Below are 24,814 nucleotides of genomic sequence, written 5' to 3'. Positions count from 1 at the left end.
ATTGCGGTAGAGCGGATACGCGTAGAAGAGGGCGAGGTAGAGGACCACCGGGGCGAGGAACGCCCAGGCCGTCCACTGCTGGGATCTGGGGCGGCGGCGACGCCGGGTCGTGGTACGGGCCGGGGGCGGGGCGGCGGTCGCCGCCCCGTTCCGGATCCGCACCGGCCGGCTGTCCGCCACCTGTGTCGTGTGTTTCATCGGCTGGCCGGAGTCCTCGATCTACTTGACGGCGGACTGTGCCGAAGTCAGCGCGTCCTTCGGAGACTTGGACCCGCTGAGGGCGGACTGCACGGCCTTCCACAACTGCTCGGAGATCTTGGGGTACTTGGTGCCCAGGTCGTCACTGGTACGGCCCTTCGCCGCCTTGACCGCGTCCACCCAGGGCTTCAGCTTGGCGTTCGCGGCCACCTGCTTGTCCTGGACCTCGGTGGTGGGGGCCACGTAGGACAGCGTCGTGTCGGTGAACTTCAGGTTCTCGCTGCTGGTCAGGCAGGACACCAGCTTCTGTGTGGTGGTGTACCGGCCGGTGTCGTCCTGGACGGGAACGGTGACGAACTCACCGCCCGTCGGGGCCGCGGCATTGCCTCCCTTGGCGCCCGGCACGGGGATGACGCCGTAGTCGAGGCCGGCCTTGTCGGCATTGCCGAGCTGCCAGGTGCCGTTCTCGGCGAACGCGTAGTCGCCGCTCGCGAACTCCTGCCAGCTGGTCGTCTGGGTGTTGTTGATCACCGAGTTGGGGGCGTAGCCCTTGTCCAGCCAGCCCTTCCACAGCGACAGCGCGGACACCGCCTCGGACGAGCCGACGTCGGTGAGCTGCGCGCCCGAGCCCCAGAACCAGGGCAGGAACTGGAAGCTGCCCTCCTCGGTCCCGATCGCCGAGAACGTGATGCCCTTCTTCCCCGCCTTCTTGACCTTCTCCATCGCCGCGGTCAGCGAGTTCCAGTCCTTCACCGACGCTATGTCCACACCCGCGGCCTTGAGAACCTTGTTGTTGTAGTAGAGGGCGAGCGTGTTGGCGCCGACCGGCGTGCCGTACGTCTTGCCGCCCGACTGGCCGGCCCCGAGCAGGTTGGGGTCCACCTTCGAGGTGTCGATCTTGTTGTCGTCGGTCGACGTGAGCACCCCGGCCTCCGCCAGGGTCGACACCACGGGGTTGTCGACGATGAGGACGTCCGGGGAGTTGCCCTGCTGCGCCGCCAGCAGCGCCTTGTTCGTCAGGTCGCCGGTGTCGAACGCCGTCCGCTTGATCTTCACCCCGGCACTCTTGCCGCAGACATCCAGCAGCTTCGCCCACTCCGAGTCCTTGGCGAACTGCGGGTACGGGTCCCAGATCGTGTACGTCTTGCTCTCCGCGGCCTTGGTGGAGGTGCCACCCGAGCCCGAGGAGCACGAGGTGGCGCCGGTGGTGACGGCGACGACGGTGATGACTGCGGCGGTGAGACGCCTTCTGGCAGATCGGTTCATGACGTGTTCCTCATGGGTTCTGGCACAGGGGTGCCCTGAGATCGGCACAGGTGTGCCCTGGGAGGGGTGATCGGAGACTGCCGGCTCGCCCGATCCGGTCGGAGGGTCCGGGCGGTGAGTCGCGCGGTCGGCCGGTGCGGGGTGCGGAGGGAAGGAGAGAGCGGGGCGAGACGGTCAGGGATTGGTGGGGACGCCGAAGTCCGTGGGACCGGCGGGTCGGATCCCGGCGGGTGCGGTGCTCGCCCGCAACGAGATCGGCGGCGCGAGCAGGTGGTGCCGGGGCGGCGCGTCGGGGTGGTCGAGCCGTTCCACCAGCAGGTCGACGGCGAGACGGCCCATCTGCTCCGCCGGTACGTCCGCCGCGGTGAGCTGCGGGGTCACCGTCTCCGCCCACCGGCCGGCCACCACCCCGGTGACGGAGAAGTCGCGCGGCACATGGCGGCCGGCCTCGGCCAGGCCCCGGTAGAGACCGCCGAGCGCGGCCTCGTTGAGGGTGACCAGCGCCGTGGTGTCCGGGTCGTCGTGCAGGATCCGCTCCAGACAGGCGAGGCCCGAGGCGGCGTCGTCCCCGCAGCAGTACGTCCGGGCGGTCAGCCCGCGTTCCGCCGCGGCCTTGGTGAAGCCGTCCAGACCCCGGTGGGCGGACTCGTAGCCGGCCCGTAGGAGCTGCTGGGGCCGGTTGACGAAGGCGATCCTGCGGTGGCCCAGGTCGGCGAGGTGGTGCACACAGGCTGCCGCCAGTGCCGTGTGGTCCAGGCCCACCCACCAGCTGCCCTGCGGGTGGGCGGTGCGGCCGATGGCGACGGAGGGGAAACCCACCGCGGTGAGATGGTCGATACGGTCGTCCTGGAGCCGGATCTCCATCAGGATCGCGCCGTCGACCCGCCGCTCGCCCAGCAGTCGCTGGAACGAGCGGTCGCTGTCCACGCCGCTCGGAGAGAGCAGCACGTCGTAGTCGTGGGCCGCGGCGGCCTCGGTGACGCTCCCGATGAAGTCCAGCTGCATGCCGGTGTAGTGGTTCCCGGCCGGCGGGAAGACCAGACCGATGGTGTTGGTCCGGCCGTTGGCCAGGGCCCTCGCACTCGCGTTGGGCTGGTAGCCCAGCTCGTCGATGACCCGCTGGATCTTCTGACGGGTGTCCTCGGACACGGGACGCTTCCCGCTCAGGGCGTACGACACGGTACTCCGCGAGACACCGGCCCGCTTGGCGATCTCACCGATGTTCACGGAGGGCTCCTTTGCCGAGGTCGTCGAACCGGTTCGAGGATTCCAGGGGGCGAAACCGGCCAGTTGTCCATCGTCGAACCGGTTCGCGTGAAGTGAAGGTACGAGCAGCCCGGACGGGTGTCAACGCCTCGCGTCAAATTTCTCGTAACGGCCCGGAAATGTCAGTGTGCCCACGCGCGGTGTCGGGTTTGTCTGTGTGTACGCCCCTTTACAGCACGTCAACTGCCCCGAATCTGTGGACGGCGTGCTCTTGCGGCTCAGCTCGGACGGTCGGCCGCGCACGATCGGGGAGGCCTGGGTGGGGGCACTGCTGGCCGGTTTCTTCTACGGGCCAATCGAACCGGTTCGACGAAATGTCGAGGGCTGTCGTCGCGCTCGTACGGGGCGGCGGCAGCGAAGAGGAACGAGGGCGGTCGGCGCGGCGGAAGCGGAACGGTTCGTCATCGATCTCGCCGACGGCAGCAGGGCGACGGTGACCTGACTGCCGGTCTGAAACCGCCGGGGCGGCCGGTGTTCACCTTCACCCAGCCGATTCGAGTGGGCGGCGAAGCACTCGAGCAGCCGGGGAAGCCGACCGCTTCATGCCGCCGCGCGCCACTTTCCAGCAGGCCGGCCGGAACGGCTCGACAACACGGAAGACCCCGCCGGGACGGAATGTCGTCACCGGCGGGGTCTCTCTCACATGACCTACACCAGCAGGTCCAGGCAGTCGAACGAGGTGCCGGGGCTGAGGAACGCCGTGCCGCTCGAACCACTGACGATGTTGATCTTCAGCACGTTGTACTGACCCGGGTCCGTCTTCCACGCCCCGCGAGGGACGCTGTACGTGAACGTACGGTTGTTCCCCCGATACGAACCGGTGGTGAGAGAACGCGTCGAGGGCTGCGCGCCCGCCGTGGGAATGGGCGACACCCAGTCGTTGACGGTGACACGCGGGCGCCCGCCGGAGAAGGCATCCGTCACGCCGATGCGCAGGGTGTGCGCGGCGGCGGCCTGACCGGCGGTCAGCTTGAAGTACACAAGGACGCCGTCGTTGACGCCGCTCCACATGTACGCCGGGAAATCTGTCGCCGCTGTCTGTGAACCGGCGCCGATCGTGACGTTCCCCGTCCACTTCGCCGCGCGTGCGTCGGAGGGGTGTGCGTACGTCATCAGCTTCGCGTTCTTGAATTCGCCGGGCGTGCCGTCCCAGTCCCCGAGCCGCCAGATCGTCCTCGCGGCGGATGGGTCCCCGGTCACGGTGATGCTGTGCAGCGCGGTCGCGCCGCCCGCCCTCACCGTCACCGAGCCGGTGTGCACGGCCAGTTCACCCTTGTACACGGTCAGCGCGTACGTCCCCGGCAGCATCCCCTTGCAGACGAAGGCTCCGGTGCCCGAGGCGGCCTTTGCCCAGTACTGGGCGTCCGCGTTCGCGAAGCCCACGGTGTACGGGTACTTCGCGTCCATCCCCTTGATGCCGACGCCGGCCACCTTGCCACGCCCGGCAGCCCCGACCCAGCCGGTGATGCCGAGGTCGTCCACCCAGGACGTGTCGAGGCGAGCGGCGGAGAGGGAGGCCGCGGGGGCGTCGCCGTCCGTGAAGGCGAGCACGTACGGACCCTGCAGGCCGAAACGTTCTTTCTCAGTCTGGGCCTCGTTGTAGTGCAGGATCTCGTACAGCCCCGCACCCTTGTCGTTCGAGTGGCGCAGCAAGGAGCGGTAGAAGGGGCCGCCGGACGCCTTCTCGTGGTTGGAGCGCACGATCCACAGACCGACCGAGCCGGTGGTGAAGCCGATGTGGTCGTAGTCGATGACCCGCTTGCCCGAGTAGTGCTTGGAGTGCGTGGTGCCGTCGGCGCGCTTCCAGACGTCCCCGGCCTCGATGATCCTGTCCGACGCCTCGATCCAGGAGTCCGACCCCTCGTTCGGGAACATCCCCGGCCTCAGACGGACGAGGAATCGGGTCGCCGTGAAGGAGGCGTCCGCCTTGTCCGTCCACAGGTAGACGTTGTTCTGGCCGCTGCGGGCCGCGTACCACTGGGTGATCGCCCCGTGCGCGACCTCGACCAGGATCGTCGGGCCGGACCGCCTGATGGTCACCGTGGACGCGCCGAGCCCGGACTCGACGTGCGAGTGCCTGCCACCGTACCCCTCGTACTCCTTGCCCCGGTAGACCAGCGAGGTGAGGTCGCCGGTCGACTTGGAGATCTTGAAGACGAGCTCGGCCCCGGTGTTGATCACGAAGTTCGAACCGTCATCGGTGTGACCGAAAGTAGCCGCCGACGCGGACGACAGCAGACCACTGCCCGCCGCCACCGCGGCGCCCGTACCCGCCACCCCCACGGCGGAAGCGGCCAGCAGCCTGCGGCGACTGAGGGTTCTTCGGTGCGTGCTCAAGGCTGCCGACTCCGTCGTGCTTGAAGGTTCACTTACTCGTACGTGATGTCAGATGGCGTGAACTCGTCTGTGGTTCCGCCCGCACCGCTGCCGATTTCGGTGGGTTCCTTGCTTGCGCTGTCGCCGTTGAAGCGCATGCGCGCGTCGGCGCGGTGGACGCCGCCCGTGCCCGGGGCGCCGATGATCACGTTCTGGAAGACCGGCCGTCGGTGAGGTGGCGGTGCCGGCGATCGCCGCACGTCGTCCGGTGACCCGACGGCGGGGGCGGACGCGCTGTTCGACTCGTGTGGTCATGGACCGGGCTCCCTGGGTGGCGAGGAGACGTGTACGTCTCCTGGTCGCCACCGCTGCGGAAAGGGTTGCCGAGGCCGCTGAATTTTTCTACGAGTTGGGGTTACGCCGTCACGAATCGCCGTCGTCGGACTGGTTCTTGCGGTCCTGGCCGACGAAGCCGCCCTCCACGGACAGCTTTTTGCCCCCCGCTTCGGCCGTCACCGTGTACGTGTCGCCCTTCGCGTCCCGAACACCGCGCGCGTGGTTGTACTGGCCCGCGAACACCCACTCGCCCGGCTGGACCGCGCGGCCCGCCTTGAGCACCCACGTGTAGACCAGGAAGCCGTCGCGCTCGGTGACCGTCAGCGCGAAGTCCTCTTCCGGAAGCGACCGCCACGCATTCGTGGAGTTGACTCCACCGGTTTCGGCGACCTTCAACTCGACCGTGAGTGCGGTGAGCTGCTCGGTGTTCTTGATGGTGAGGTCGCTCTGCGCCCAGAACTCGTTGCTGTGCGGATCGATCGAACCGCCGGACCACAAGGGCCCGTCCTCGGCCTTGGCGGCAGACGCAGGCGCTGTGTTCGAGGCCTTCGGCGTGGGCTTCGGCGCCGGACTCGGCTCGTCGTCCTTGGTGTTGTGGCCGGACGGTTGCGGGGCCGGCGGGATCGGCGCGCGGCTGGTCGCGTCCGGTGACGGGGTCGGCATCGGCGAGACCGAGACGGTCGGATCGGCGGGGGTCTCGTCGCTCTTCACCACGGAGGCCAGCGCGTAGCCGCCCATCGCGAGGATCCCGGACACGGCGGCGGTGGCACCCGCGACCCGGGCCCAGGCCAGCAGCGGCGGACGGCTCGCCCGGCGCCGCGAGCGACGCTTCTCCTCGGGGGCGGCGGCCATGCCACGCTCGACCCGCGCGAGGATGCGCGCGCGGTCGGGCACGTATGCCTGGGCCGTCTCGCGCAGCCCGGCACGCAGCTCGTCGTGCAGCGTCCTCATCGGTTCGTCCCTCCCGTTCCACCGGTGGTGCGCACAGGAGTACGCATTCGAAGCGGGTTTTTGTCGGCGCCAAGGAGCCGCTGCAGTTCGGCCATTCCCTTGGACGTCTGGCTCTTAACCGTACCGACAGTAACTCCCAGAGCAAGCGCCGTGTCCTTCTCCGAGAGGTCGAAAGCGTGCCGAAGCACCACACATGCCCTCTTACGGAACGGCAGTTTGCGTAGGGCCGTCTGAACATCGACGACGCCTGGTATGTCGGGATTCTCTGTCTTCTCTTCCCGTTGCGACCAGAACAGGGAGATCCTCCGGCGCTCCCGAACCGCGCTGCGGATACGGGTCTTTGCCAGATTCGCGACCACTCCACGCGCGTACGCCACCGGATGATCGGCGGCCCGCACCCGGTCCCAGCGGTTCCACAGCGCGAGCAGCGCGTCCGCCGCCAGGTCGTCGGCGGCGTCCGCCTCACCCGTCAGCAGGTGGGCCAGCCGGGCGAGTTCGGCGTAGTGCCGCTCGAAGAAGGCATGGAACTCCACGGAGGCTGCGTCGTCGACGACAGTGCCCACGGGCGACCTGTCCCCCTTAAAGTCACGGAGTTTTCCCAGGCCGGCGGCGGCTGCCGACCGAAGTCGGGCGCCTGCGCGCACGGCCACTGTGGTGCGCCAGTGAAGAGGTGGTGATCGTTTGGCGCGAGAGCCGAGAGAGTATCAGGCTGCCGTACGGTTCTTCGAGTGCCGTATGGCTGGTCGATCCTGATTCTGTAACACAGAGAAAACCTGAATACCGTTCAAAACAGGAACAATCCAGCCTGCACCCGCACACAGATCAACAGGTAACGAGGAGTTTTCCGCCATGTCCGAACCACAGAAGGTGGCCGACAGACCTGTCGCCGCGTCTCCCGCGACGAACAGCGTCGACGGCTTCTTCAAGATCTCCGAACGGGGGTCCACCTTCGCCCGCGAAGTACGCGGCGGCTTCGCCACGTTCTTCACGATGGCCTACATCCTTGTCCTGAATCCCATCATCCTGGGCAGTGCCAAGGACAAGTTCGGCCACCAGCTCGACAGCGTCCAACTCGTCACCGCCACCGCCCTGGTGGCCGCGGTGATGACGATCATCATGGGCGTCGGCGGCAACCTCCCGCTCGCCCTCGCCGCGGGCCTCGGCCTCAACGCGGTGGTCGCCTTCCAGATCGCCCCGCTGATGAGCTGGGACGACGCGATGGGCCTGGTCGTCCTCGAGGGTGTGGTGATCTGCGTCCTCGTGGTGACCGGCCTCAGAGAGGCGATCATGCACGCGATCCCGGCGCCGCTCAAAGCGGCGATCGGCGTGGGCATAGGCCTGTTCATCGCCTTCATCGGTTTCGTGGACGCCGGTTTCGTCAGCCGTATCCCGGACGCCGCGCACTCCACCGTCCCCGTGCAGCTCGGCGCCACCGGCAGCCTCAGCGGCTGGCCCGTCCTGGTCTTCTGCCTCGGCGTCCTGCTGACCATCGGTCTGCTCGCGCGCAAGGTGAGGGGCGCGATCCTGATCAGCATCGTCACGATGACGCTCCTCGCGCTGATCATCAACTCGGTCGCCGACGTCAAGAGCTGGGGCCTGACCACGCCGGCCTGGCCCGACAAGATCGCGGCCACCCCCGACTTCGGGCTGATAGGCCACTTCAGCCTGTTCGGCGCGTTCGGCGAGACCACGGTGATCACCGTCGTCCTGCTGATCTTCACCCTGATCCTGTCGGACTTCTTCGACACCATGGGCACCGTCGTCGGCATCACCGCTGAGGCAGGCCTGCTGGACGAGGAGGGCAAGGTCCCCAACCTCGGCCGCGTGCTGCTCATCGACGGCGCGGCGGCGGTGGCGGGCGGCGCGAGCTCCTCGTCCTCGGCGACCTCGTTCATCGAGTCGGCGGCGGGCGTCGGCGAGGGCGCGCGCACCGGCTTCGCCAACCTGATCACCGGCGGCCTGTTCGCCTGCGCGCTCTTCCTGACGCCGATCCTGACGATCGTCCCGATGCAGGCCGCCGCCCCCGCCCTGGTCGCGGTCGGCTTCCTGATGATGACCCAGGTCAAGCAGATCGACTGGGACAAGTACGAGATCGCCATCCCCGCGTTCCTGACGATCGCCGTGATGCCCTTCACGTACTCCATCACCAACGGCATCGGCGCGGGCTTCGTCGCCTACGTCCTGATCAAGTCGGTCCTCGGCAAGGCCAAGGAGGTCCACTGGCTCCTGTGGGGCACGACCGCCCTGTTCCTGATCTACTTCGCGATCGACCCGATCGAGCAGCTCCTGGGTACGAAGTAGTCACCGAGCCGGACAGCCCCGCGCCCTTGATGAGGGGCGCGGGCTGTATCGATGTGCGGCTCGGCCGCGTGGGACAGCGGGCGCGGGCACCAAGGTCACCCTGCAGCCCGCTTGCCGCCCACCGTCGCCCCGGACATCCGCGTGTTCGTGTGCTGTAAGGGACACCCGTGCCGTCGTACGACGGTCACGCCTCCAGCGTCAGCACGACCTCGTCGATCTCCGTGCCGCGCGCCTGCGCGTACCCCCGGTCGTGCCCGGACACGCGGAAACCGCACTTCTCCAGGACCCGCAGCGAGCCCGCGTTGTCGGCGGCGGCACGCGCGTACAGCGGACGTTCCGGGACCTCCGCGACGAGCGCGCGCAGGGCGGCCGTCGCGATACCGCGCCCCCAGTAGGCACGGTCGATCCAGTACGTCACCTCGCGCGAGCCCGGCTCGCCGTACACCGCCGCACTGCCCACCACGTCACCGTCGACCAGGACCGTGCGCGGCAGCACGTCCGGCGTGGCACGGATCCGCGCCCAGTGGGCCTCGAAGGCGTCCCGGTCGGTGGGATCCTTCGCCGTGAACGCGGCCATCAGCAGCGATTCCGGGTCGTTCGTCTGCCGGAAGAAGACCGGCAGGTCACTGTCGTGGACCTCGCGCAGCACGACGTCCATCGAAGCCGAGTACCGCATCGCTCAGAGCCTCCGGGTGGCCAGGGTCAGCCGGTCGCGTGCGTCGAACAGGGCGTCCTTGACCAGCTGTTCGTGGGCCGGGGTGAGCCGGGCGACCGGCACCGAGCAGCTGATGGCGTCCCGCGCCGGCGTCCGGTACGGGACGGCCACGCCGAAGCAGCGCAGCCCCAGCGTGTTCTCCTCGCGGTCCACCGCGAAGCCCTGCTCACGCACCACACGCAGCTCCTCTATGAGCTTCTCCCGGTCGGTGATCGTGTGCTCGGTCAGCGCGGGGAGTGTCTCCGGGAGCAGCTTCCTGACCTGCTCGTCGGTGTGGGTGGCCAGCAGCGCCTTGCCGAGGGAGGTCGAGTGGGCGGGCAGCCGGCGGCCGACGCGGGTGAAGGGGCGCAGGTAGTGCTGCGACTGGCGGGTGGCGAGGTAGACGACGTTCGTGCCGTCGAGCCGGGCCAGGTGGATGGTCTCCGTCGTGTCGTCGGAGAGCCGGTCGAGGGTCGGGCGGGCCACCGCGACCACCTCGTCACCGTCGATGTACGAGGTGCCGACCAGCAGTGCCCGTACGCCGATGCCGTACCGCGTGCCCGTAGCATCGGTCTCGACCCAGCCGAGGTCGACGAGCGTACGCAGCAGCATGTAGAGACTGGACTTGGGGTAGCCGACGGCCTCCTGGACCGACGCCAGGGAATGCATGCCGGGACGTCCGGCGAAGTATTCCAGCAGTTCAACGGTCCGTACCGCGGACTTGACCTGCGCCCCGCCGCCTGTCTCGACTGCCGACATCGCCTTGACCCCTTCGTTCGACGGGAAATAGTCTCCAACAGCCTATTCACCACCACAGACGCTGTTCAGCATATCGAACACGCTTGGTGAATGGCGCTGAAAATACGCATCACACATGGCAACACAATCTGGAGGGACCCCCGGTGGCAGCAGCACCAGTCTGGAGTGTCGACCCCCGTACCGGGAAGCAGCGGGAGCAGGTCGCGGTCGAGGCCACGGCGCAGGAGGTGGACGCCGCCGTCCGCGCGGCCCACGCAGCCCGCCCGGCCCTCGTGGACCGTACGGTCCGCTCCGCCTTCCTCCGCAGCGCCGCCGAGCAGCTCGAAGCGGCCAAGGACCAGCTCGTCGAGGCCGCCGACGCGGAGTCCGCCCTCGGCCCGGTCCGGCTGACCGGCGAACTCGCCCGCACCTGCTTCCAGCTGCGCGCCTTCGCGGACATCGTCGACGAGGGCGCCTACCTCGACGTCGTCATCAACCACCCGGACGACACCGCGGTCCCGCCGATCCCCGACCTGCGCCGCTACAAGATCCCGCTGGGTGTCGTGGCCGTCTACTCGGCCTCCAACTTCCCCTTCGCCTTCTCCGTGGCCGGCGGCGACACCGCGAGCGCGCTCGCGGCCGGCTGCCCGGTGGTCGTCAAGGCGCACCCGGACCACCCGGGCCTGTCCGAACTGGTCGCGGCCGTCCTGCGCCGGGCCGCGGCCTCGCACGGCATTCCCGACGGCGTCGTCGGCCTGGTCCACGGCTTCGAGGCGGGCGTCGAGCTGGTCAGGCACCCGCTGGTCGCGGCGGCCGGTTTCACCGGTTCCGTACGAGGCGGGCGTGCCCTCTTCGACGCGGCGGCGGCCCGTCCCGTCCCGATCCCGTTCCACGGTGAGCTGGGCTCCCTGAACCCGGTGGTGATCACGGAGGCGGCGGCGAACGAGCGCGCCGAGGCGATCGGCACGGGGCTCGCGGGCTCCATGACGCTGGGCGTCGGCCAGTTCTGCGTGAAGCCCGGTCTGGTGCTGGCGCCGGCGGGCGCGGCGGGCGACCGTCTGCTGAAGTCCCTGACGGACGCGGTCAGCGACACCGCGTCCGGTGTCCTCCTGGACCACCGGATGCGCGACAACTTCGTCGCCGGGGTCGCCGAGCGCGCCGAGCTGCCCGAGGTCGAGACCCCGGTGACGCCGGGCGCGGGCGGCGAGCACACCGTCAGCGCCGGCTTCCTCACGGTGGCGGCCGACAAGCTGACGGCGGAGGGCGCGTACGACCTGCTCCTGGAGGAGTGCTTCGGGCCGGTCACCGTGGTGGCCCGCTACGCGGACGACGCCGAGGCGAACGCCGTTCTCTCGCGACTGCCGGGCAACCTCACGGCGACGGTTCACCTCTCGGCCGAAGAGGCCGCGGGGGAGGGGCGTGGCGCGGAGATCCTGGCCGAACTGACGCCGCTGGCGGGGCGCGTACTCGTGAACGCGTGGCCCACCGGGGTCGCCGTGGCCGCGGCCCAGCATCACGGAGGGCCGTACCCGGCCACGACGTCGACGTCGACTTCGGTCGGCGGTACGGCTGTTGAGCGGTGGCTGCGGCCGGTGGCCTACCAGAACACGCCCGCCGCGCTGCTGCCGGTCGAGCTGCGGGACGAGAACGAGTTGGGGCTGCCGCGGCGGTTCAACGGTCAGCTGGAGCGCTGACGCTCCGCGAGTAGCGCCCTTGGGGCGCGGTTGATTGCGCGGCTGCGGGCCCGTTGTGGCTTGTCGCGCAGTTCCCCGCGCCCCTATCGGGGCGCCTGTCCGGTCCTGCGATAATCAGGCAATGGACTTGGAGCTTTCTCCCCTGCCCTTTCCCCTCCGTACTTACGGGCCCGATGGGCACTGGTCCTTCGAGGACGGAGTGCTCACCGGGTGGGCCGGGCCCCGGCAGGACCGGTTCGTGCCGCCGACCGGGGAAGCGCTGGATCCCGCTGCCGACGCGCCCCGTCTGCTCGGCGCACCCCACGGTGACTTCCAGCTGATCGCCCGCGTCACCGTCGGGTTCGCGGCCACCTTCGACGCGGGCGTGCTCTATGTCCACGTCGGCGAGCGGGCCTGGGCCAAGCTCTGTCTGGAGTACTCCCCGGATGTGCCCACCGTCTGCACGGTGGTCACCCGGGGCCACTCCGACGACGCCAACTCCTTCACCGTGGACGGCAGTTCGGTCTGGCTCCGGATCAGCCGCACCGGCCGGGCCTTCGCCTTCCACGCCTCGCGCGACGGCGAGAGGTGGACCTTCATCCGCCTGTTCACCCTGGGCGACGAGAAGGAGACGGACGCGGCCCTGATCGGCTTCATGACCCAGTCGCCGATGGGGGAGGGGTGTGTGGTGACGTACGACCACATCGAGTTCCGCCCGGAGTGGCCCAAGGACCTGCGGGACGGCAGCTGATGCGGGTGATCCGGGCCGCGCTGCCCGCCGAGGCCGCGGCCGTCACGGAACTGCACCTGCGCGCACGGTCCACCTACTACCCGGACGGCCTGCCGGACGCCGACCGTGACTGGGAGGCGTCCTGGCTGGCCGGCATCGAGCGCCCCGACGCCCAGGTCCTGTGCGTCGTCGAGCAGGACCGCGTCATCGGCGTCGCCTCCTTCCGTACGGCCGAAGGCGCTCCCGCCGACACGGTCAAGCTGTTCCAGTTCCATGTCGACCCCGACCGCTGGCGAGCCGGCATCGGCAGGGACCTGCACGCCGCCTGCGTCGAGCGGTGGCGGGCCGACGGGAAACGGGCGGCCACCCTCGACGTGCACATCGACAACCGGCGCGCCCAGGCCTTCTACCGCCGGCTGGGCTGGGTCCCGGACCCGGAGAACCCGCCCGCCGATGGCGAACACCATCTCTTTCTGCGGTACGGAATGAAACCTGGCGTTTGAACGTTCACATAAACCTGTAGCCGTTCGACCTGGAGAGAGCCGAAGACATGCGCGTGGAGATCTGGAGCGACATCGCCTGCCCCTGGTGCTACGTGGGCAAGGCCCGCTTCGAGAAGGCGCTGGACGCCTTCCCGCACCGTGAGGGCGTCGAGGTGGTGCACCGGTCGTTCGAACTGGACCCGGGGCGCGCCAAGGGCGACATCCAGCCCGTCCTCAAGATGCTCACCAAGAAGTACGGCATGAGCGAGGCGCAGGCGCAGGCCGGCGAGGAGAACCTGGGGACGCAGGCCGCCGCCGAGGGGCTCGCCTACCGCACCCGGGACCGTGACCACGGCAGCACCTTCGACATGCACCGGCTGCTCCACCTCGCGAAGGACAAGGGGCTCCAGGACGAGCTGATCCAGCTCTTCTACCAGGCGAACTTCGCCGAGGAGCAGTCCGTCTTCGGCGACGACGAGCGGCTCGTGGAACTGGCCGTCGCCGCCGGCCTCGACGCCGACGACGCCCGGGGCGTACTCGCCGACCCGGCCGCGTACGCCGACGCCGTACGCGCCGACGAGCGCGAGGCCTCCGAACTGGGCGCCAACGGTGTGCCGTTCTTCGTCCTCGACCGCAAGTACGGCGTCTCCGGCGCCCAGCCCGCCGAGGTCTTCGCCCAGGCGCTCACCCAGGCATGGGGCGAGCGGCCCGCTCCCCTCAAGATCGTCCAGGCGGACGGCGACAGCGCCGAGGTCTGCGGGCCCGACGGGTGTGCCGTGCCCCAGAAGTAGCAAGGGCTGAAAGAGCAACGGCTGAAAAACCGCAGGTCAAGGCTTACCTATAAGCAGTCCTTCGCGGTGTCGTGCAGAATTCGGCAATGGACGAGGAGATCTCCGGGCCGCACAGTGGTCCCATGGAGACCTCAGCGAAATCCTCGACATCCGAGAACCTACGCAACCTCGTCCGTGCCGAGTTCGCTCCGAAGAGCACCTATCTGAACACCGCGAGCACCGGCCTCCTCCCCGTCCGCACCGTGGTCGCCATGCGTGACGCCGCGCAGTCCGTGGCCGACGGCCTGCCGCAGGACATGTTCGCCGACGTGGAGGCCTCGCGGGCCGCCTTCGCCCGGCTGGTCGGGGTGTCCGAGCGCAGGGTCGCGGCGGGCGCCTCCGTCGCCGTCTACAGCGCGCTGATCGCCGCCTCGCTGCCAGCCGGCGCCGAAGTCCTCACCGCCGAGGGCGACTTCACCTCGGTCCTCAACGCGTTCCACGTGCGTGGGGACCTGAAGGTGCGGACCGTGCCGCTGGAGCGGATCCCCGAGTCCGTCCGCCCCGGCACCGCCCTCGTCGCCGTCAGCGCCGCCCAGTCGGCCGACGGACGCATCGTCGACCTGCCCGCGCTGCGCGAGGCCGCCCGTGAACACGGGGCCCGTACCTACCTCGACACCTCACAGGCGACCGGCTGGCTGCCCGTCGACGCGGACGCCTACGACTACGTCGCCACCGCGGCCTACAAGTGGCTCGTCTGCCCGAAAGGCGTGGCCTTCTTCGTCGTACCCGAGGACCTGGGCGGACTGACGCCCGTGTTCGCGGGCTGGGTCGCGGGGGAGGAGCCCTTCGACAGCTGTTACGGCCCGGTGCGCGAACTCGCCCACTCCGCACGGCGGTTCGACGAGAGCCCGAGCCTGTTCGCCTACGCCGGAGCCCGCCACTCCCTCGCCCTGATCGAGGAGTTGGGCGTGGAGACCGTACGCGCCCACGACCTCGCCCTCGCCGACCGCTTCCGCGCCGGACTCGACCGACTGGGCCACCAGCCCGTCCCCGCGCCGGGCTCCGCCATCGTGTCGGTCCCTCAACTCGGCCACCGCCAGGACGAGTTGAGCCGAGCCGGGATCCAGCTCTCCGACCGGGCCGGAAATCTGCGCGCCGCCTTCCACTTCTACAACACGACGTCGGACGTCGACCGCCTCCTGGACGCCCTGGCCGGCTGAACCGGTCCGCAAGGGGTGCGGGTGGAGTCGATGCCGGCCAGGACCTGACAGTCCTGGCCGGCGGGCGTACTCGGCGCACGGCGGCGCCGGTGGGGCAGTGGACGGTCACTTGACCGGTAGTAGAGCGGTCACCTCACCGGAGTGAAGTCCCGTGCCCCAATGAACTCCGGCCTGCGCACCGGTGCCGCGAAGGGTTCCACCGCGAGGTTCTCCACGCTGTTGAACACGATGAACACGTTGCTGCGCGGGAACGGCGTGATGTTGTCCCCGGAGCCGTGCATGCAGTTGCAGTCGAACCAGGTCGCCGAACCCGCCCTGCCCGTGAACAACTTGATCCCGTGCTCATCGGCCAGTGAGGTCAGCGCCTCGTCCGACGGGGTGCCCGCGTCCTGCATCTGGAGCGACTTCTTGTAGTTGTCCTCGGGCGTCGCCCCCGCACAGCCGAGGAACGTACGGTGCGAGCCCGGCATGATCATGAGGCCGCCGTTGGTGTCGAGGTTCTCGGTCAGCGCGATCGACACGGACACCGTGCGCATGTTCGGCAGGCCGTCCTCCGCGTGCCAGGTCTCGAAGTCGGAGTGCCAGTAGAAGCCGCCCGCCCCGAACCCCGGCTTGACGTTGATCCGCGACTGGTGGACGTACACGTCGGAGCCGAGGAGCTGCCGGGCCCGCCCGACGACCCGCTCGTCCCGGACGAGCTGTGCGAACACCTCGCTGATCCGGTGCACCTCGAAGACCGACCGGATCTCCTTCGACTTCGGCTCGATGATCGACCGCTCGTCGGCCCGGACCGCCGGATCGGTGACCAGCCGCTCCAACTCGGCCCGGTAGAGCGCGACTTCGTCGTCATCGAGGAGCCGGTCGAGCGCCCGGAACCCATCGCGTTCGTACGCCATCAGGTCGGCCGCGGCGAACGGTCCGGGGGTGTCCGGCGCGCCCCAGATGACCGGGTCCTGACGCGGCACGGTCACCTCGACGGCGCCACGGGTGGGGTACAGGTCGGTGAGAGTGGACGTGGGTGACATGGGTGTCAGACCTCCTCGGGGTCGAAGTCGGGGTCGGGTTCCGTCAGCAGGGGATAGACGCCGTTCTCGTCGTGGTCCTCACGGCCGGTCACGGGCGGGTTGAAGACGCACAGGCAGCGGAAGTCCTCCTTGATACGCATGGTGTGCCGCTCGTGCCCGTCGAGCAGGTACATGGTGCCGGGGGTGATCGTGTACGTCCGCCCGGTCTCGTCGTCGGTCAGCAGGGCCTCGCCCTCGACGCACACGACGGCCTCGACATGGTTCGCGTACCACATCGACGTCTTCGTGCCCGCGTACAGGACGGTCTCGTGGAGCGAGAAACCGACCCGCTCCTTGGCGAGGACGATGCGTTTGCTCTCCCAGGTCCCGGACGCCGCCCTCACATGCCGGTCGGTGCCCTCGATGTCCTTGAACGAACGGACGATCACGGTAGTCAACAACCCCTTTCTCAGACTGACTTGTTTGTCAGCCAGACTTGTTCGTCTGACAGACTTGTTTCTCAGACAGGCTTGACGGTTTCGCGGACGGCGCGGGCGACGATCCGCAGGCCCTCGTCCAGCTCCTCGGGCGTGATGGTGAGCGCCGGCAGCAGCTTCATGACCTCGCCCACCGGACCGGACGTCTCGATGAGCAGCCCGAGTTCGAAGGCCCGCCGGGCGACCCGCCCCGCGCGCTCCTTCTCGTGGAACTCCATGCCCCACACCAGGCCCCGGCCCCGGTACTCCCTGACGTCGGCGAGGTTCTCCTCGGTGATCGAGATCAGCGCCTCCTCGACCTGCTCACCACGGGCGCGCGTCTGCTTCTCCATGGCCGAGCCGTCGGTCCAGTACGTCTCCAGCGCGGCGGCGGCCGTCACGAACGCCGGATTGTTGCCGCGGAACGTGCCGTTGTGCTCGCCCGGCTCCCAGACGTCCAGCTCGGGCCTGAACAGGCACAGGGACATGGGGAGTCCGTAACCGCTGATGGACTTCGACACGGTGACGATGTCGGGCACGATGCCCGCCTCCTCGAAGGAGAAGAACGCGCCGGTCCGCCCGCAGCCCATCTGGATGTCGTCGACGATCAGCAGCATGTCCTGCCGCTCGCACAGCTCGGCCAGTGCCCGCAGCCACTCCGGGCGCGCCACGTTGATGCCGCCCTCGCCCTGCACGGTCTCCACGATCACGGCGGCCGGCTTGTTGAGACCGGAGCCCTGGTCCTCCAACAGCCGCTCGAACCACAGGAAGTCGGGGACGGTCCCCTCGAAGTAGTTGTCGAACGGCATCGGCGTGCCGTGCACCAGCGGCACGCCGGCGCCGGCCCGCTTGAAGGCGTTGCCGGTCACGGCGAGCGATCCGAGGGACATACCGTGGAAGGCGTTGGTGAAGGACACGATGGCCTCCCGCCCCTTCACCTTCCGCGCCAGCTTCAGCGCCGCCTCGACGGCGTTGGTTCCCGTCGGGCCCGGGAACATGACCTTGTACGGCAGCTCGCGGGGCCGCAGCACGATCTCCTGGAAGGACTCCAGGAACCCGCGCTTGGCGACGGTCGACATGTCGAGGCCGTGGGTGACGCCGTCCCGTTCCAGGTAGTCGATCAACGCCCGTTTCAGTACGGGGTTGTTGTGGCCGTAGTTGAGTGATCCGGCGCCGGCGAAGAAGTCGAGGTAGGCGTGGCCGTCCTCGTCGTACATACGGCTGCCCTGCGCACGGTCGAACATGGCCGGCCAGCTGCGGCAGTAGCTGCGCACCTCGGACTCGACTGTCTCGAAGACGCTCAGGTCGGGCTGGGTGATGGTCACTGCGGTGAACTCCTTGAGGTGGGGGCGGGGTCAGCCGGCGAGGTCGGGGAGGGGGCCGATGCGGTACAGGACCTCGGGGTCGTGCGGGCCGTCCAGGCCTGCCGGGTCGCTCGGGAACAGGTCCGCGGCGAACAGCACCTCCCGTTCGACGGGGGCGCCGTGCCGCTGCGCGAACGAGGTGAACAGGCGTTCCGAGGCGGTGTTGCCCGGCGTGATGGTGGTCTCGAGGGTGGTGAGCCCCTGCTCGGCGCCCACCCGCCGGGCCAGCGCGTCGAGCAGCGAGGCGGCGAGCCCGCGCCCCTGGTGGCCGGCGTCGACGGCCACCTGCCAGACGACCAGGGTGCGCGGCCGGTCCGGCCGGACGTATCCGGTGACGAAGCCGACCGGGCTGCCGCCGGGTTCCCGGGCGACGGCCGAGGTGGCGGCGAAGTCCCGGCACCAGAGCAGATAGCTGTAGGACGAGTTGAGGTCGAGAACCTTCGAGTCCCGGGCGATCCGCCACAGCGCGGCGCCGTCGGCTACCACCGGTCGGTCTATTTGCAGGTCTGTCCGTACGGCACTCATGCAAATTGAACTTACCGACGGAAAATCAAATATGCATCGCTGGCCGGGGTTACATACAGATGGGGAGTGTGTTATCGGAGTGGCATGGAAATGCCCGCTTTGTGTGGTGAATAGCCAGACAAAACGGGCAGGTTGTTGCATGCGTCACACTCGTGTAATTCACTTGAAACGTTCGCAAAACCTTTGCGTTTAGACCGACCGAAAGCGGGCAGAAGGATATGGGAAGCTGCCTGGAATTTCTGGGATTTTAATTACCCGATTTCATCGCGCATTCACGAGAAATTTGCGATCGCCCGCCGGGACCCTTCGAGGTCCACGGCGAGTCCCCGGCCCGCCAGGGCCGTCCCCAGCGCGGCCAGGCTCCCGAGCACCGCCTCTCGCGTCGCGTCGGACCCGTAGTGGTTGACCCGGATCATCTCCTTGGCCAGGGCGCCTCCGCCCGCCGCCAGCGGCAGCGTCGGATCGGCGGCCAGCGCGCTCGCCACCAGCTCCGACGCCACGACCCCGGCCGGCACCCGCAGGGTCGTCGCGACCGGCGCCGCGTCCTCGGCCTCGTACACATACGGCTCGAGCCCGCCGCCCAGCGCGAGCGCCCCCGCCCGGGTGGCCGCGGCGGCGGCCGTGTGCCGGGCGATCACCGTGTCGAGCCCCGCCGCCTCGATCCGCTCGACGCACGCCTCAAGGGCGAGCATCTCCAACTGGGCGGGAGCGTGCAGGAGGGCGCGACGGCCGCCGTCGATCCACCGCTCCTTCCAGTCGAGCAGCGACAGGTACGACCGTCGAGGCGCCCCCGGGTTCGCCGCCATCCGCGCCCACGCCCGCTCGCTCACCGACACCGCCGACACCCCGGCCGGCCCGCCCATCGCCTTCTGCGCCCCGATCACGCACAGGTCGACACCCCACGCGTCCGGCAGTACCGGCTCGGCGCCGACCGACGCGACGGCGTCGAGGTAGAACAGGGCGCCCTGTTCCCGTACCGCCTCACCGATCTCCGCGACCGGGTTGGTGTTGCCGGTCGCCGCCTCCGCGTGCACCAGCGAGACGAAGTCGATCTCCGGGTGCTCGGCGAACGCCTCCCGGACCTGCGCGGCCGTGACCGCCGCGTGGAAGGGGACCGCGAGGTCGACGACTGTCGCACCGCAGTCCCGCAGCCAGTCGCCGAACGTCTGCCCGTACGGGCCCGTGACGATGTTGAGGGCCGTCGTGCCCGGACCCGCGGCACCCCTGATGGCACCCTCCAGGGGCAGCAGCGCCTCGCCCTGCATGATCACGACGTCCTGCTCGGTGGAGAGCAGCCGCGCCACCCGGTCCTCGATCGACGCGAAGTGAGCGGCGGTCAGTGGCGCCAGGTCCAGGAAGGGGTGCGTGGTCATCGAGGTGCTCTCTTCGGATCGCGGGCAGGTGGGTCGAGGCGAATCGAATCGAGACTAGCCGGAGATCTTCCTGACCCTCTGGCGGCCGGGATCCGGGACCGCGCCGCCTCGAAACCACAGGTCACACGCCGCCGCAGCCATGGGAATGATTTGAGATAGTCAAACGTCTCCTTATAATCAGAACTCACAATTCCCCCACTGGAGGTCCCCGTGAACACGGTCCTCGGACGACGGTCCCGCATCCTGGCCGCCACCACCGCGACGGCCGGGCTCCTGCTCGTGGCCGGCTGCTCCTCGGACGACAGCGGCGGCGCCTCGAAGACCGCCGCCGGCGGGGTCAAACTCGTCAAGGGCGGGCAGCTCACGGTCTGCACCCACCTGCCCTACCCGCCCTTCCAGTCGGAGATCGACGGCAAGGTGCAGGGCTTCGACGTGTCGCTCGTCGATCTCGCCGCCAAGAAGCTCGGCGTGAAGCAGGAGATCCTCGACACGCCCTTCGAGAACTTCAAGACGGGCGCCTTCCTCAACTCGGACCAGTGCGACCTCGGCGCGGCCGGCATGACCATCACCGAGGAGCGGAAGAAGAACGTCGACTTCTCCGACCCGTATTTCGACGCCACCCAGGCCGTCCTCGTCGAGAAGAAGAGCGGCATCACCACCGCCGCCGACCTCAAGGGCAAGAAGATCGGCGCGCAGGCGCAGACGACCGGCGAGGACTACGCCAAGAGCAAGAACCTCGACCCGGTCTCCTTCGAGTCCTCCGACGCCGTCCTCAACGGCCTGCGCACCGGACAGGTCGAGGCCGTCATCATCGACTACCCGGTCGTCCAGGGCTGGCTCAAGACCCCCGCCAACGCGGACGCCTTCAAGGTGGTGGACAACCTCAACACCGGTGAGCAGTACGGCTTCACGGTGAAGAAGGGCAACACCAAGCTGCTCGCGGCCCTCAACAAGGCGATCAAGGACGCGAAGGCCGACGGTACGTACAAGAAGCTGTACGAGCAGTGGATCGGCCCGTACGACGAGTCCGCGGCCACTCCGTCCGCGTCATGACCGAGACCGCCACCAAGCAAGTACAGCCCCGTAAACCGGGGTTGAGCCGTACCCAGAAGCGGGCGCTGTCCCGTGGCGCCCAGTACGCGCTGTTCGTCGCGGCCGTCGTCGCCCTCGCGGCGTCGGCCGACTGGGCCCGTCTGAAGAACCAGTTCGCGCAGGCGGACCTGGCCAAGCAGATGTTCCCGGACATCATCACGCTCGCCCTCAAGAACACCGTCCTCTACACCCTGTCGGGCTTTGTCTTCGGCCTGGTGCTGGGGATGGTGATCGCCCTGATGCGACTGTCGCCGGTGGGCCCCTACCGCTGGGTCGCGGGCATCTACATCGAGATCTTCCGCGGCCTGCCCGCCCTGCTGATCTTCATCTTCGTGGGCGTGGCGGTACCCCTGGCCTTCCCCGGCACGGAGATCCCGGGCGGGACGTACGGCAAGGTGGCGCTGGCACTCGGCCTGGTGTCCGCCGCGTATATGGCGGAGACGATCCGCGCGGGCATCCAGGCGGTGCCCAAGGGCCAGATGGAGGCGGCGCGTTCACTGGGCTTCTCGCACGCGCGGGCGATGGTCTCGATCATCATCCCGCAGGCGTTCCGGATCGTGATCCCGCCGCTCACCAACGAGTTGGTGCTCCTCTTCAAGGACTCCTCGCTGGTGCTGTTCCTCGGCGTCACGCTGGAGGAACGTGAACTGGCCAAGTACGGCCGCGACCTGGCCAGCCAGACCGCCAACTCCACGCCGATTCTGGTGGCGGGCCTGTGCTATCTGCTGGTGACGGTGCCGCTGGGCTTCGTCGTCCGACGGCTGGAGACGAAGGCGGGGGAGGCGACGCGATGAGCGACGGCAACAAGGACGTGAGCGTGCCGGAGATCCAGGTCCGGGACCTGTACAAGTCGTTCGGCGACAACGAGGTGCTGCGCGGTATCGACCTGGAGATCGGGCAGGGCGAGGTCGTGTGTGTGATCGGCCCGTCCGGCTCCGGCAAGTCGACCCTCCTGCGCTGCGTGAACCTGCTGGAGGAGCCGACGAAGGGCCAGGTCCTCGTCGGCGGTACGGAGGTCACGCACCCCGACGTCGACATCGACGAGGTCCGCCGCCGTATCGGCATGGTCTTCCAGCAGTTCAACCTCTTCCCGCATCTGACGGTGACGGAGAACCTGACGCTGCCGCAACGCCGGGTGCTGAAGCGGGACAAGGCCGAGGCGGCGCGGGTGGCCGCGGCGAACCTGGAGCGCGTGGGCCTGACCGAGAAGGCCGACGCGTATCCCTCGTCGCTCTCCGGCGGCCAGCAGCAACGGGTCGCCATCGCGAGGGCGTTGGCGATGGGCCCCGAGGTCATGCTGTTCGACGAGCCGACGTCGGCACTCGACCCCGAGCTGGTGGGGGACGTACTGGCGGTCATGCGCAGGCTGGCGAACGAGGGCATGACGATGATGGTCGTCACGCACGAGATGACGTTCGCCCGTGAGGTCGCCGACCGGGTCGTCTTCATGGACGGCGGAGTGATCGTCGAGGAGGGCACCCCGGCGCAGGTCATCAGCAACCCCTCCCACGAACGCACCCGGCACTTCCTCTCCCGCCTGCTGGACCCGGCGATGGCGGACGTGGAGGAGGAATCCGACGGCAGGATCTAGGGTGCCGTCCATGAGCGATCAGGCGGTGCTGCATGTGAAGGGGCGGGTGCTGGTCGGCCCGGAGGAGATCCGGGACGAGCTGTGGGTGGTCGGCGGCAGGATCACGTACGACCGCCCGCCCGGCGCCCGTGACCTGCGCACGGTCGAGGGATGGGCGCTGCCCGGTCTGGTCGACGCGCACTGCCACGTGGGCCTGGGGCCGCACGGCCCGGTGCCCGAGGACACGGCGGAGAAGCAGGCGCTGACGGACCGGGACGCCGGGACCCTGCTCATCCGGGACGCCGGCTCGCCGTCGGACACCCGCTGGACCGACGCCCGCGAGGACCTCCCGAAGATCATCAGGGCGGGCCGGCACATCGCCCGCACCCGCCGCTACATCCGGGGCTACGCGCACGAGATCGAGCCGGACGACCTGGTGGCGTACGTCGCTCGGGAGGCCCGGCGCGGTGACGGCTGGGTGAAACTGGTGGGCGACTGGCTGGACCGGGGCACCGGCGACCTCTCCGCCTGCTGGCCGCGTGCGGCGGTGGAGGCGGCGATCACGGAGGCCCACCGCCTGGGCGCGCGGGTCACGGCCCACTGCTTCGCGGAGGACTCCCTGCGGGACCTGGTCGAGGCGGGCATCGACTGCGTCGAGCACGCGACGGGCCTGACCGAGGACACGATCCCCCTGTTCGCCTCACGGGGCGTGGCGATCGTCCCGACGCTGGTCAACATCGCGACGTTCCCGAACCTGGCCGCGGCAGGCGAGACCAAGTTCCCCGACTGGTCGGCCCACATGCGCCGCCTGCACGAACGCCGCTACGACACGGTGCGTTCCGCGTACGACGCGGGGATTTCGGTGTACGTCGGCACGGACGCCGGGGGCACACTGCCGCACGGGCTGGTCGCGGCGGAGGTCGCCGAGCTGACCAAGGCAGGCATTCCGGCGGTGGAGGCGCTGTCGGCGACGACGTGGGGCGCGCGGGAGTGGCTGGGGCGGCCTGGGCTGGCGGAGGGAGAGGCGGCCGACCTGGTGGTGTACGAGAGCGATCCGCGGGCGGACGTACGGGTGTTGGGGGCGCCGCTGCGGGTGGTGCTGAACGGACGAGTTGTGACGTGAGATTCGAAAATCCGCACGGAAACCTCACGTAGGAGTGAAGTCGCGTCAGATTGCTGACGGTTGACGCGCGGTACGTAATTCTTACCGGGCCCAAGCGTGTCTCTTCCTAGGGGTCCCCGAACCGTGAACGTCAACAACTTCAGCCTGCCCGCACGCCGTCTGGCCACCGTCGTGGCCGCCACGGCCCTGGCGGCCGCCGGTCCCGCCGCCCTGGCCCACGCCACGGAGGACCAGGGCGGCGCGAGTGCGGTCGTCCTGCGCACGGGGCTGAACGTGTCCCTCCTCAACAACAGCGTGAACGTCCCGCTCACCGTCACGCTGAACGAGGTGAGGGCGCCGCGGAGTGCCCAACAGAGCGCGCTGACCGCCTCGTTGGACGGTGTGGACGAGGGAAAGCCGTTCACCGTGCTCGGTGCGGAGGTCGCGGAGGCGAAGGCGCGGGTTGCGGACGGAAAGGCGGAGGCGTCGACGCGCCTCACCCACGCCAAGCTCCATGTGCCCGGACTGCCCCTCGTGTCGCTCATCGAGGTGGAGCAGGTCACGTCCACGGCGACCTGCGCGGCGGGGGAGAAGCCGGTCGCCTCCGCGAACCTGCTGGGTTCGGTGACGGCTCTCGGCAAGAAGGTGACGCTGACGCCGGGCGGGCCGGTCGAGGTGAAGGTGCCGGGGGTCGGCGAGGTACGGCTGGACCTGTCGCAGACGCGGACGACGACCCGTACGGCGGCTGCGACCGCGCTCGAACTCAAGGTGTCCGTCAACCCGTTGAACCTCAACGTGGCGGAGGTGGAGGGCACGGTGACGCTGGCGAAGGCGACGTGCGAGGCACCGGCGGCACCGGCGGAACCGGTGTCCGAGGTGAAGCCGCAGGGAGCGCCTGAATCGGCGCCGGCACCGGCCGAGGAGGGCCTCGCGGAGACGGGCGGCAGCTCGATGACGCCGTACCTCGCGGGCGGCTCGGCGGTGTTGCTCGCGGCAGGCGCGGGAGCGGTGGCCCTGGCCCGCCGCCGAGGCAGGAACTGACTCACCGGCCCAGTTTCCTCGCCCCCGCCGCCCCTACCCGTCCCGTACCTGGTGGCTGCGCCCCCAGACCCCCGCGTCGGCCCTGAAGGGGCCTCGTCCTCAAACGCCGGACGGGCTAGAAATTAGCCCCTCCGGCGTTTGAGGAGCGGGGGTTCGGGGGCTGCGCCCCCGAAGACGGGAAGGGTAAGGGGGGCGGGGGCAAAAGAAGCCTCAGCGCCCCGCCAGCATCACCGCCCCGTCGAACGCCTGCAGAAACCCGTTCACCGTCACCCGATCCCGCACCGCCACCCGCAACCACCCCTCCCCGAGCCCAGGAAACGTGTCCC

Annotated in this window: 24 protein-coding genes and 1 pseudogene; 11 read left to right on the top strand and 14 right to left on the bottom strand. The window is 69.2% G+C overall.

What is annotated here, in order from left to right:
- The 7 genes and pseudogenes from ADL01_RS03975 to ADL01_RS03950 all read right to left on the bottom strand — a co-directional run.
- Positions 1–198: pseudogene (locus tag ADL01_RS03975) on the bottom strand (sugar ABC transporter permease); the annotation flags it as partial.
- Between the two features lie 21 nt (positions 199–219).
- Positions 220–1,464, bottom strand: coding sequence for a sugar ABC transporter substrate-binding protein (locus ADL01_RS03970; RefSeq protein ID WP_053740461.1), 1,245 nt, complete (start codon positions 1,462–1,464; stop codon positions 220–222).
- Positions 1,465–1,638: 174 nt separating this feature from the next.
- Positions 1,639–2,691, bottom strand: coding sequence for a LacI family DNA-binding transcriptional regulator (locus ADL01_RS03965; protein WP_053740460.1), 1,053 nt, complete (start codon positions 2,689–2,691; stop codon positions 1,639–1,641).
- Positions 2,692–3,378: 687 nt separating this feature from the next.
- The gene (locus ADL01_RS03960; protein WP_053740459.1) at positions 3,379–5,067 is read right to left on the bottom strand and encodes a rhamnogalacturonan lyase B N-terminal domain-containing protein; all 1,689 of its coding nucleotides are present in this window, start codon (positions 5,065–5,067) and stop codon (positions 3,379–3,381) included.
- A gap of 32 nt (positions 5,068–5,099) precedes the next feature.
- A complete protein-coding gene (locus ADL01_RS44485) occupies positions 5,100–5,255 on the bottom strand; it encodes a hypothetical protein (protein WP_159049446.1) in 156 nt (51 codons plus the stop codon).
- A gap of 214 nt (positions 5,256–5,469) precedes the next feature.
- On the bottom strand, positions 5,470–6,333 hold the full coding sequence (locus tag ADL01_RS03955; protein ID WP_053740458.1) for a hypothetical protein: 864 nt from the start codon (positions 6,331–6,333) through the stop codon (positions 5,470–5,472).
- Positions 6,330–6,896 carry a SigE family RNA polymerase sigma factor gene (locus ADL01_RS03950; RefSeq protein WP_053740457.1) on the bottom strand — a complete coding sequence of 189 codons (567 nt, stop codon included), beginning with the start codon at positions 6,894–6,896 and terminating at the stop codon, positions 6,330–6,332. Before ADL01_RS03950 ends, ADL01_RS03955 begins: the two co-directional genes overlap by 4 nt.
- 286 nt (positions 6,897–7,182) lie before the next feature.
- On the opposite strand from ADL01_RS03950, the gene ADL01_RS03945 reads away from it, so the two are divergent.
- Positions 7,183–8,634 carry an NCS2 family permease gene (locus ADL01_RS03945; protein WP_053740456.1) on the top strand — a complete coding sequence of 484 codons (1,452 nt, stop codon included), beginning with the start codon at positions 7,183–7,185 and terminating at the stop codon, positions 8,632–8,634.
- A gap of 184 nt (positions 8,635–8,818) precedes the next feature.
- Here the strand turns inward: ADL01_RS03945 and ADL01_RS03940 are convergent, their stop codons facing one another.
- On the bottom strand, positions 8,819–9,292 hold the full coding sequence (locus tag ADL01_RS03940) for a GNAT family N-acetyltransferase (RefSeq protein WP_053740465.1): 474 nt from the start codon (positions 9,290–9,292) through the stop codon (positions 8,819–8,821).
- A gap of 21 nt (positions 9,293–9,313) precedes the next feature.
- Positions 9,314–10,087: an IclR family transcriptional regulator gene (locus tag ADL01_RS03935; RefSeq protein ID WP_053740455.1), complete on the bottom strand. Its 774-nt coding sequence runs from the start codon at positions 10,085–10,087 to the stop codon at positions 9,314–9,316.
- Positions 10,088–10,230: 143 nt separating this feature from the next.
- Here ADL01_RS03935 and ADL01_RS03930 point away from each other — a divergent pair, with 143 nt between their 5' ends.
- The 5 genes from ADL01_RS03930 to ADL01_RS03910 all read left to right on the top strand — a co-directional run bounded on the left by ADL01_RS03930 (position 10,231) and on the right by ADL01_RS03910 (position 14,941).
- Positions 10,231–11,760 (top strand): aldehyde dehydrogenase (NADP(+)), encoded by a 1,530-nt coding sequence (locus ADL01_RS03930; RefSeq protein ID WP_053740454.1) that lies wholly within the window; start codon positions 10,231–10,233, stop codon positions 11,758–11,760.
- A gap of 121 nt (positions 11,761–11,881) precedes the next feature.
- Complete coding sequence (locus tag ADL01_RS03925) at positions 11,882–12,490, top strand: DUF1349 domain-containing protein (RefSeq protein ID WP_053740453.1); 609 nt, start codon at positions 11,882–11,884, stop codon at positions 12,488–12,490.
- Positions 12,490–12,972 (top strand): GNAT family N-acetyltransferase, encoded by a 483-nt coding sequence (locus ADL01_RS03920; protein WP_199834749.1) that lies wholly within the window; start codon positions 12,490–12,492, stop codon positions 12,970–12,972. Before ADL01_RS03925 ends, ADL01_RS03920 begins: the two co-directional genes overlap by 1 nt.
- A gap of 47 nt (positions 12,973–13,019) precedes the next feature.
- Positions 13,020–13,742 carry a DsbA family oxidoreductase gene (locus ADL01_RS03915; protein ID WP_053740452.1) on the top strand — a complete coding sequence of 241 codons (723 nt, stop codon included), beginning with the start codon at positions 13,020–13,022 and terminating at the stop codon, positions 13,740–13,742.
- An 86-nt stretch (positions 13,743–13,828) separates the two neighbouring features.
- Complete coding sequence (locus ADL01_RS03910) at positions 13,829–14,941, top strand: aminotransferase class V-fold PLP-dependent enzyme (RefSeq protein WP_078960310.1); 1,113 nt, start codon at positions 13,829–13,831, stop codon at positions 14,939–14,941.
- Positions 14,942–15,069: 128 nt separating this feature from the next.
- On the opposite strand, the gene thpD is transcribed toward ADL01_RS03910, so the two are convergent.
- From thpD to ADL01_RS03885, 5 genes are all read right to left on the bottom strand, one after another.
- Positions 15,070–15,966 carry an ectoine hydroxylase gene (thpD, locus tag ADL01_RS03905; RefSeq protein WP_053740450.1) on the bottom strand — a complete coding sequence of 299 codons (897 nt, stop codon included), beginning with the start codon at positions 15,964–15,966 and terminating at the stop codon, positions 15,070–15,072.
- Positions 15,967–15,971: 5 nt separating this feature from the next.
- Positions 15,972–16,394, bottom strand: coding sequence for an ectoine synthase (locus ADL01_RS03900; protein ID WP_053740449.1), 423 nt, complete (start codon positions 16,392–16,394; stop codon positions 15,972–15,974).
- A gap of 71 nt (positions 16,395–16,465) precedes the next feature.
- The gene (gene ectB, locus ADL01_RS03895) at positions 16,466–17,746 is read right to left on the bottom strand and encodes a diaminobutyrate--2-oxoglutarate transaminase (protein WP_053740448.1); all 1,281 of its coding nucleotides are present in this window, start codon (positions 17,744–17,746) and stop codon (positions 16,466–16,468) included.
- A 30-nt stretch (positions 17,747–17,776) separates the two neighbouring features.
- On the bottom strand, positions 17,777–18,310 hold the full coding sequence (ectA, locus tag ADL01_RS03890; protein WP_053740447.1) for a diaminobutyrate acetyltransferase: 534 nt from the start codon (positions 18,308–18,310) through the stop codon (positions 17,777–17,779).
- A 272-nt stretch (positions 18,311–18,582) separates the two neighbouring features.
- The gene (locus ADL01_RS03885) at positions 18,583–19,683 is read right to left on the bottom strand and encodes a pyridoxal-phosphate-dependent aminotransferase family protein (protein WP_053740446.1); all 1,101 of its coding nucleotides are present in this window, start codon (positions 19,681–19,683) and stop codon (positions 18,583–18,585) included.
- 210 nt (positions 19,684–19,893) lie between these two features.
- On the opposite strand from ADL01_RS03885, the gene ADL01_RS03880 reads away from it, so the two are divergent.
- The 5 genes from ADL01_RS03880 (at position 19,894) to ADL01_RS03860 (ending at position 24,488) form a co-directional block, all read left to right on the top strand.
- Positions 19,894–20,736, top strand: a complete 843-nt coding sequence (locus ADL01_RS03880; RefSeq protein ID WP_053740445.1) for a basic amino acid ABC transporter substrate-binding protein — start codon at positions 19,894–19,896, stop codon at positions 20,734–20,736.
- Positions 20,733–21,569, top strand: a complete 837-nt coding sequence (locus ADL01_RS03875) for an amino acid ABC transporter permease (RefSeq protein ID WP_053740444.1) — start codon at positions 20,733–20,735, stop codon at positions 21,567–21,569. Before ADL01_RS03880 ends, ADL01_RS03875 begins: the two co-directional genes overlap by 4 nt.
- Positions 21,566–22,366, top strand: a complete 801-nt coding sequence (locus ADL01_RS03870; RefSeq protein WP_199834748.1) for an amino acid ABC transporter ATP-binding protein — start codon at positions 21,566–21,568, stop codon at positions 22,364–22,366. The genes ADL01_RS03875 and ADL01_RS03870 overlap by 4 nt, the downstream gene beginning before the upstream one ends.
- Positions 22,367–22,376: 10 nt before the next feature.
- Positions 22,377–23,468 carry an amidohydrolase family protein gene (locus ADL01_RS03865; protein ID WP_053740462.1) on the top strand — a complete coding sequence of 364 codons (1,092 nt, stop codon included), beginning with the start codon at positions 22,377–22,379 and terminating at the stop codon, positions 23,466–23,468.
- A gap of 123 nt (positions 23,469–23,591) precedes the next feature.
- The gene (locus ADL01_RS03860; protein WP_053740443.1) at positions 23,592–24,488 is read left to right on the top strand and encodes an SCO1860 family LAETG-anchored protein; all 897 of its coding nucleotides are present in this window, start codon (positions 23,592–23,594) and stop codon (positions 24,486–24,488) included.
- Positions 24,489–24,814: the final 326 nt, after the last annotated feature.

This window comes from Streptomyces sp. NRRL WC-3618 (genome assembly GCF_001280005.1).
Lineage (GTDB): Bacteria > Actinomycetota > Actinomycetes > Streptomycetales > Streptomycetaceae > Streptomyces.
The sequence above is the reverse complement of the archived record's forward strand: the minus strand, read 5'-3'. Positions and strand labels throughout refer to the sequence as shown.

Excerpts from the sequence above, each read along its gene's own strand:
- ADL01_RS03970 (WP_053740461.1), bottom strand. The coding sequence starts at position 1,464 with ATGAACCGATCTGCCAGAAGGCGTCTCACCGCCGCAGTCATCACCGTC.
- ectA (WP_053740447.1), bottom strand. The coding sequence starts at position 18,310 with ATGAGTGCCGTACGGACAGACCTGCAAATAGACCGACCGGTGGTAGCC.
- ADL01_RS03945 (WP_053740456.1), top strand. The coding sequence starts at position 7,183 with ATGTCCGAACCACAGAAGGTGGCCGACAGACCTGTCGCCGCGTCTCCC.
- ADL01_RS03875 (WP_053740444.1), top strand. The coding sequence starts at position 20,733 with ATGACCGAGACCGCCACCAAGCAAGTACAGCCCCGTAAACCGGGGTTG.
- ADL01_RS03940 (WP_053740465.1), bottom strand. The coding sequence starts at position 9,292 with ATGGACGTCGTGCTGCGCGAGGTCCACGACAGTGACCTGCCGGTCTTC.
- ADL01_RS03920 (WP_199834749.1), top strand. The coding sequence starts at position 12,490 with ATGCGGGTGATCCGGGCCGCGCTGCCCGCCGAGGCCGCGGCCGTCACG.
- thpD (WP_053740450.1), bottom strand. The coding sequence starts at position 15,966 with ATGTCACCCACGTCCACTCTCACCGACCTGTACCCCACCCGTGGCGCC.
- ADL01_RS03955 (WP_053740458.1), bottom strand. The coding sequence starts at position 6,333 with ATGAGGACGCTGCACGACGAGCTGCGTGCCGGGCTGCGCGAGACGGCC.
- ADL01_RS03935 (WP_053740455.1), bottom strand. The coding sequence starts at position 10,087 with ATGTCGGCAGTCGAGACAGGCGGCGGGGCGCAGGTCAAGTCCGCGGTA.
- ADL01_RS03865 (WP_053740462.1), top strand. The coding sequence starts at position 22,377 with ATGAGCGATCAGGCGGTGCTGCATGTGAAGGGGCGGGTGCTGGTCGGC.
- ADL01_RS03925 (WP_053740453.1), top strand. The coding sequence starts at position 11,882 with ATGGACTTGGAGCTTTCTCCCCTGCCCTTTCCCCTCCGTACTTACGGG.
- ADL01_RS03870 (WP_199834748.1), top strand. The coding sequence starts at position 21,566 with ATGAGCGACGGCAACAAGGACGTGAGCGTGCCGGAGATCCAGGTCCGG.
- ADL01_RS03915 (WP_053740452.1), top strand. The coding sequence starts at position 13,020 with ATGCGCGTGGAGATCTGGAGCGACATCGCCTGCCCCTGGTGCTACGTG.
- ADL01_RS03885 (WP_053740446.1), bottom strand. The coding sequence starts at position 19,683 with ATGACCACGCACCCCTTCCTGGACCTGGCGCCACTGACCGCCGCTCAC.
- ADL01_RS03910 (WP_078960310.1), top strand. The coding sequence starts at position 13,829 with ATGGACGAGGAGATCTCCGGGCCGCACAGTGGTCCCATGGAGACCTCA.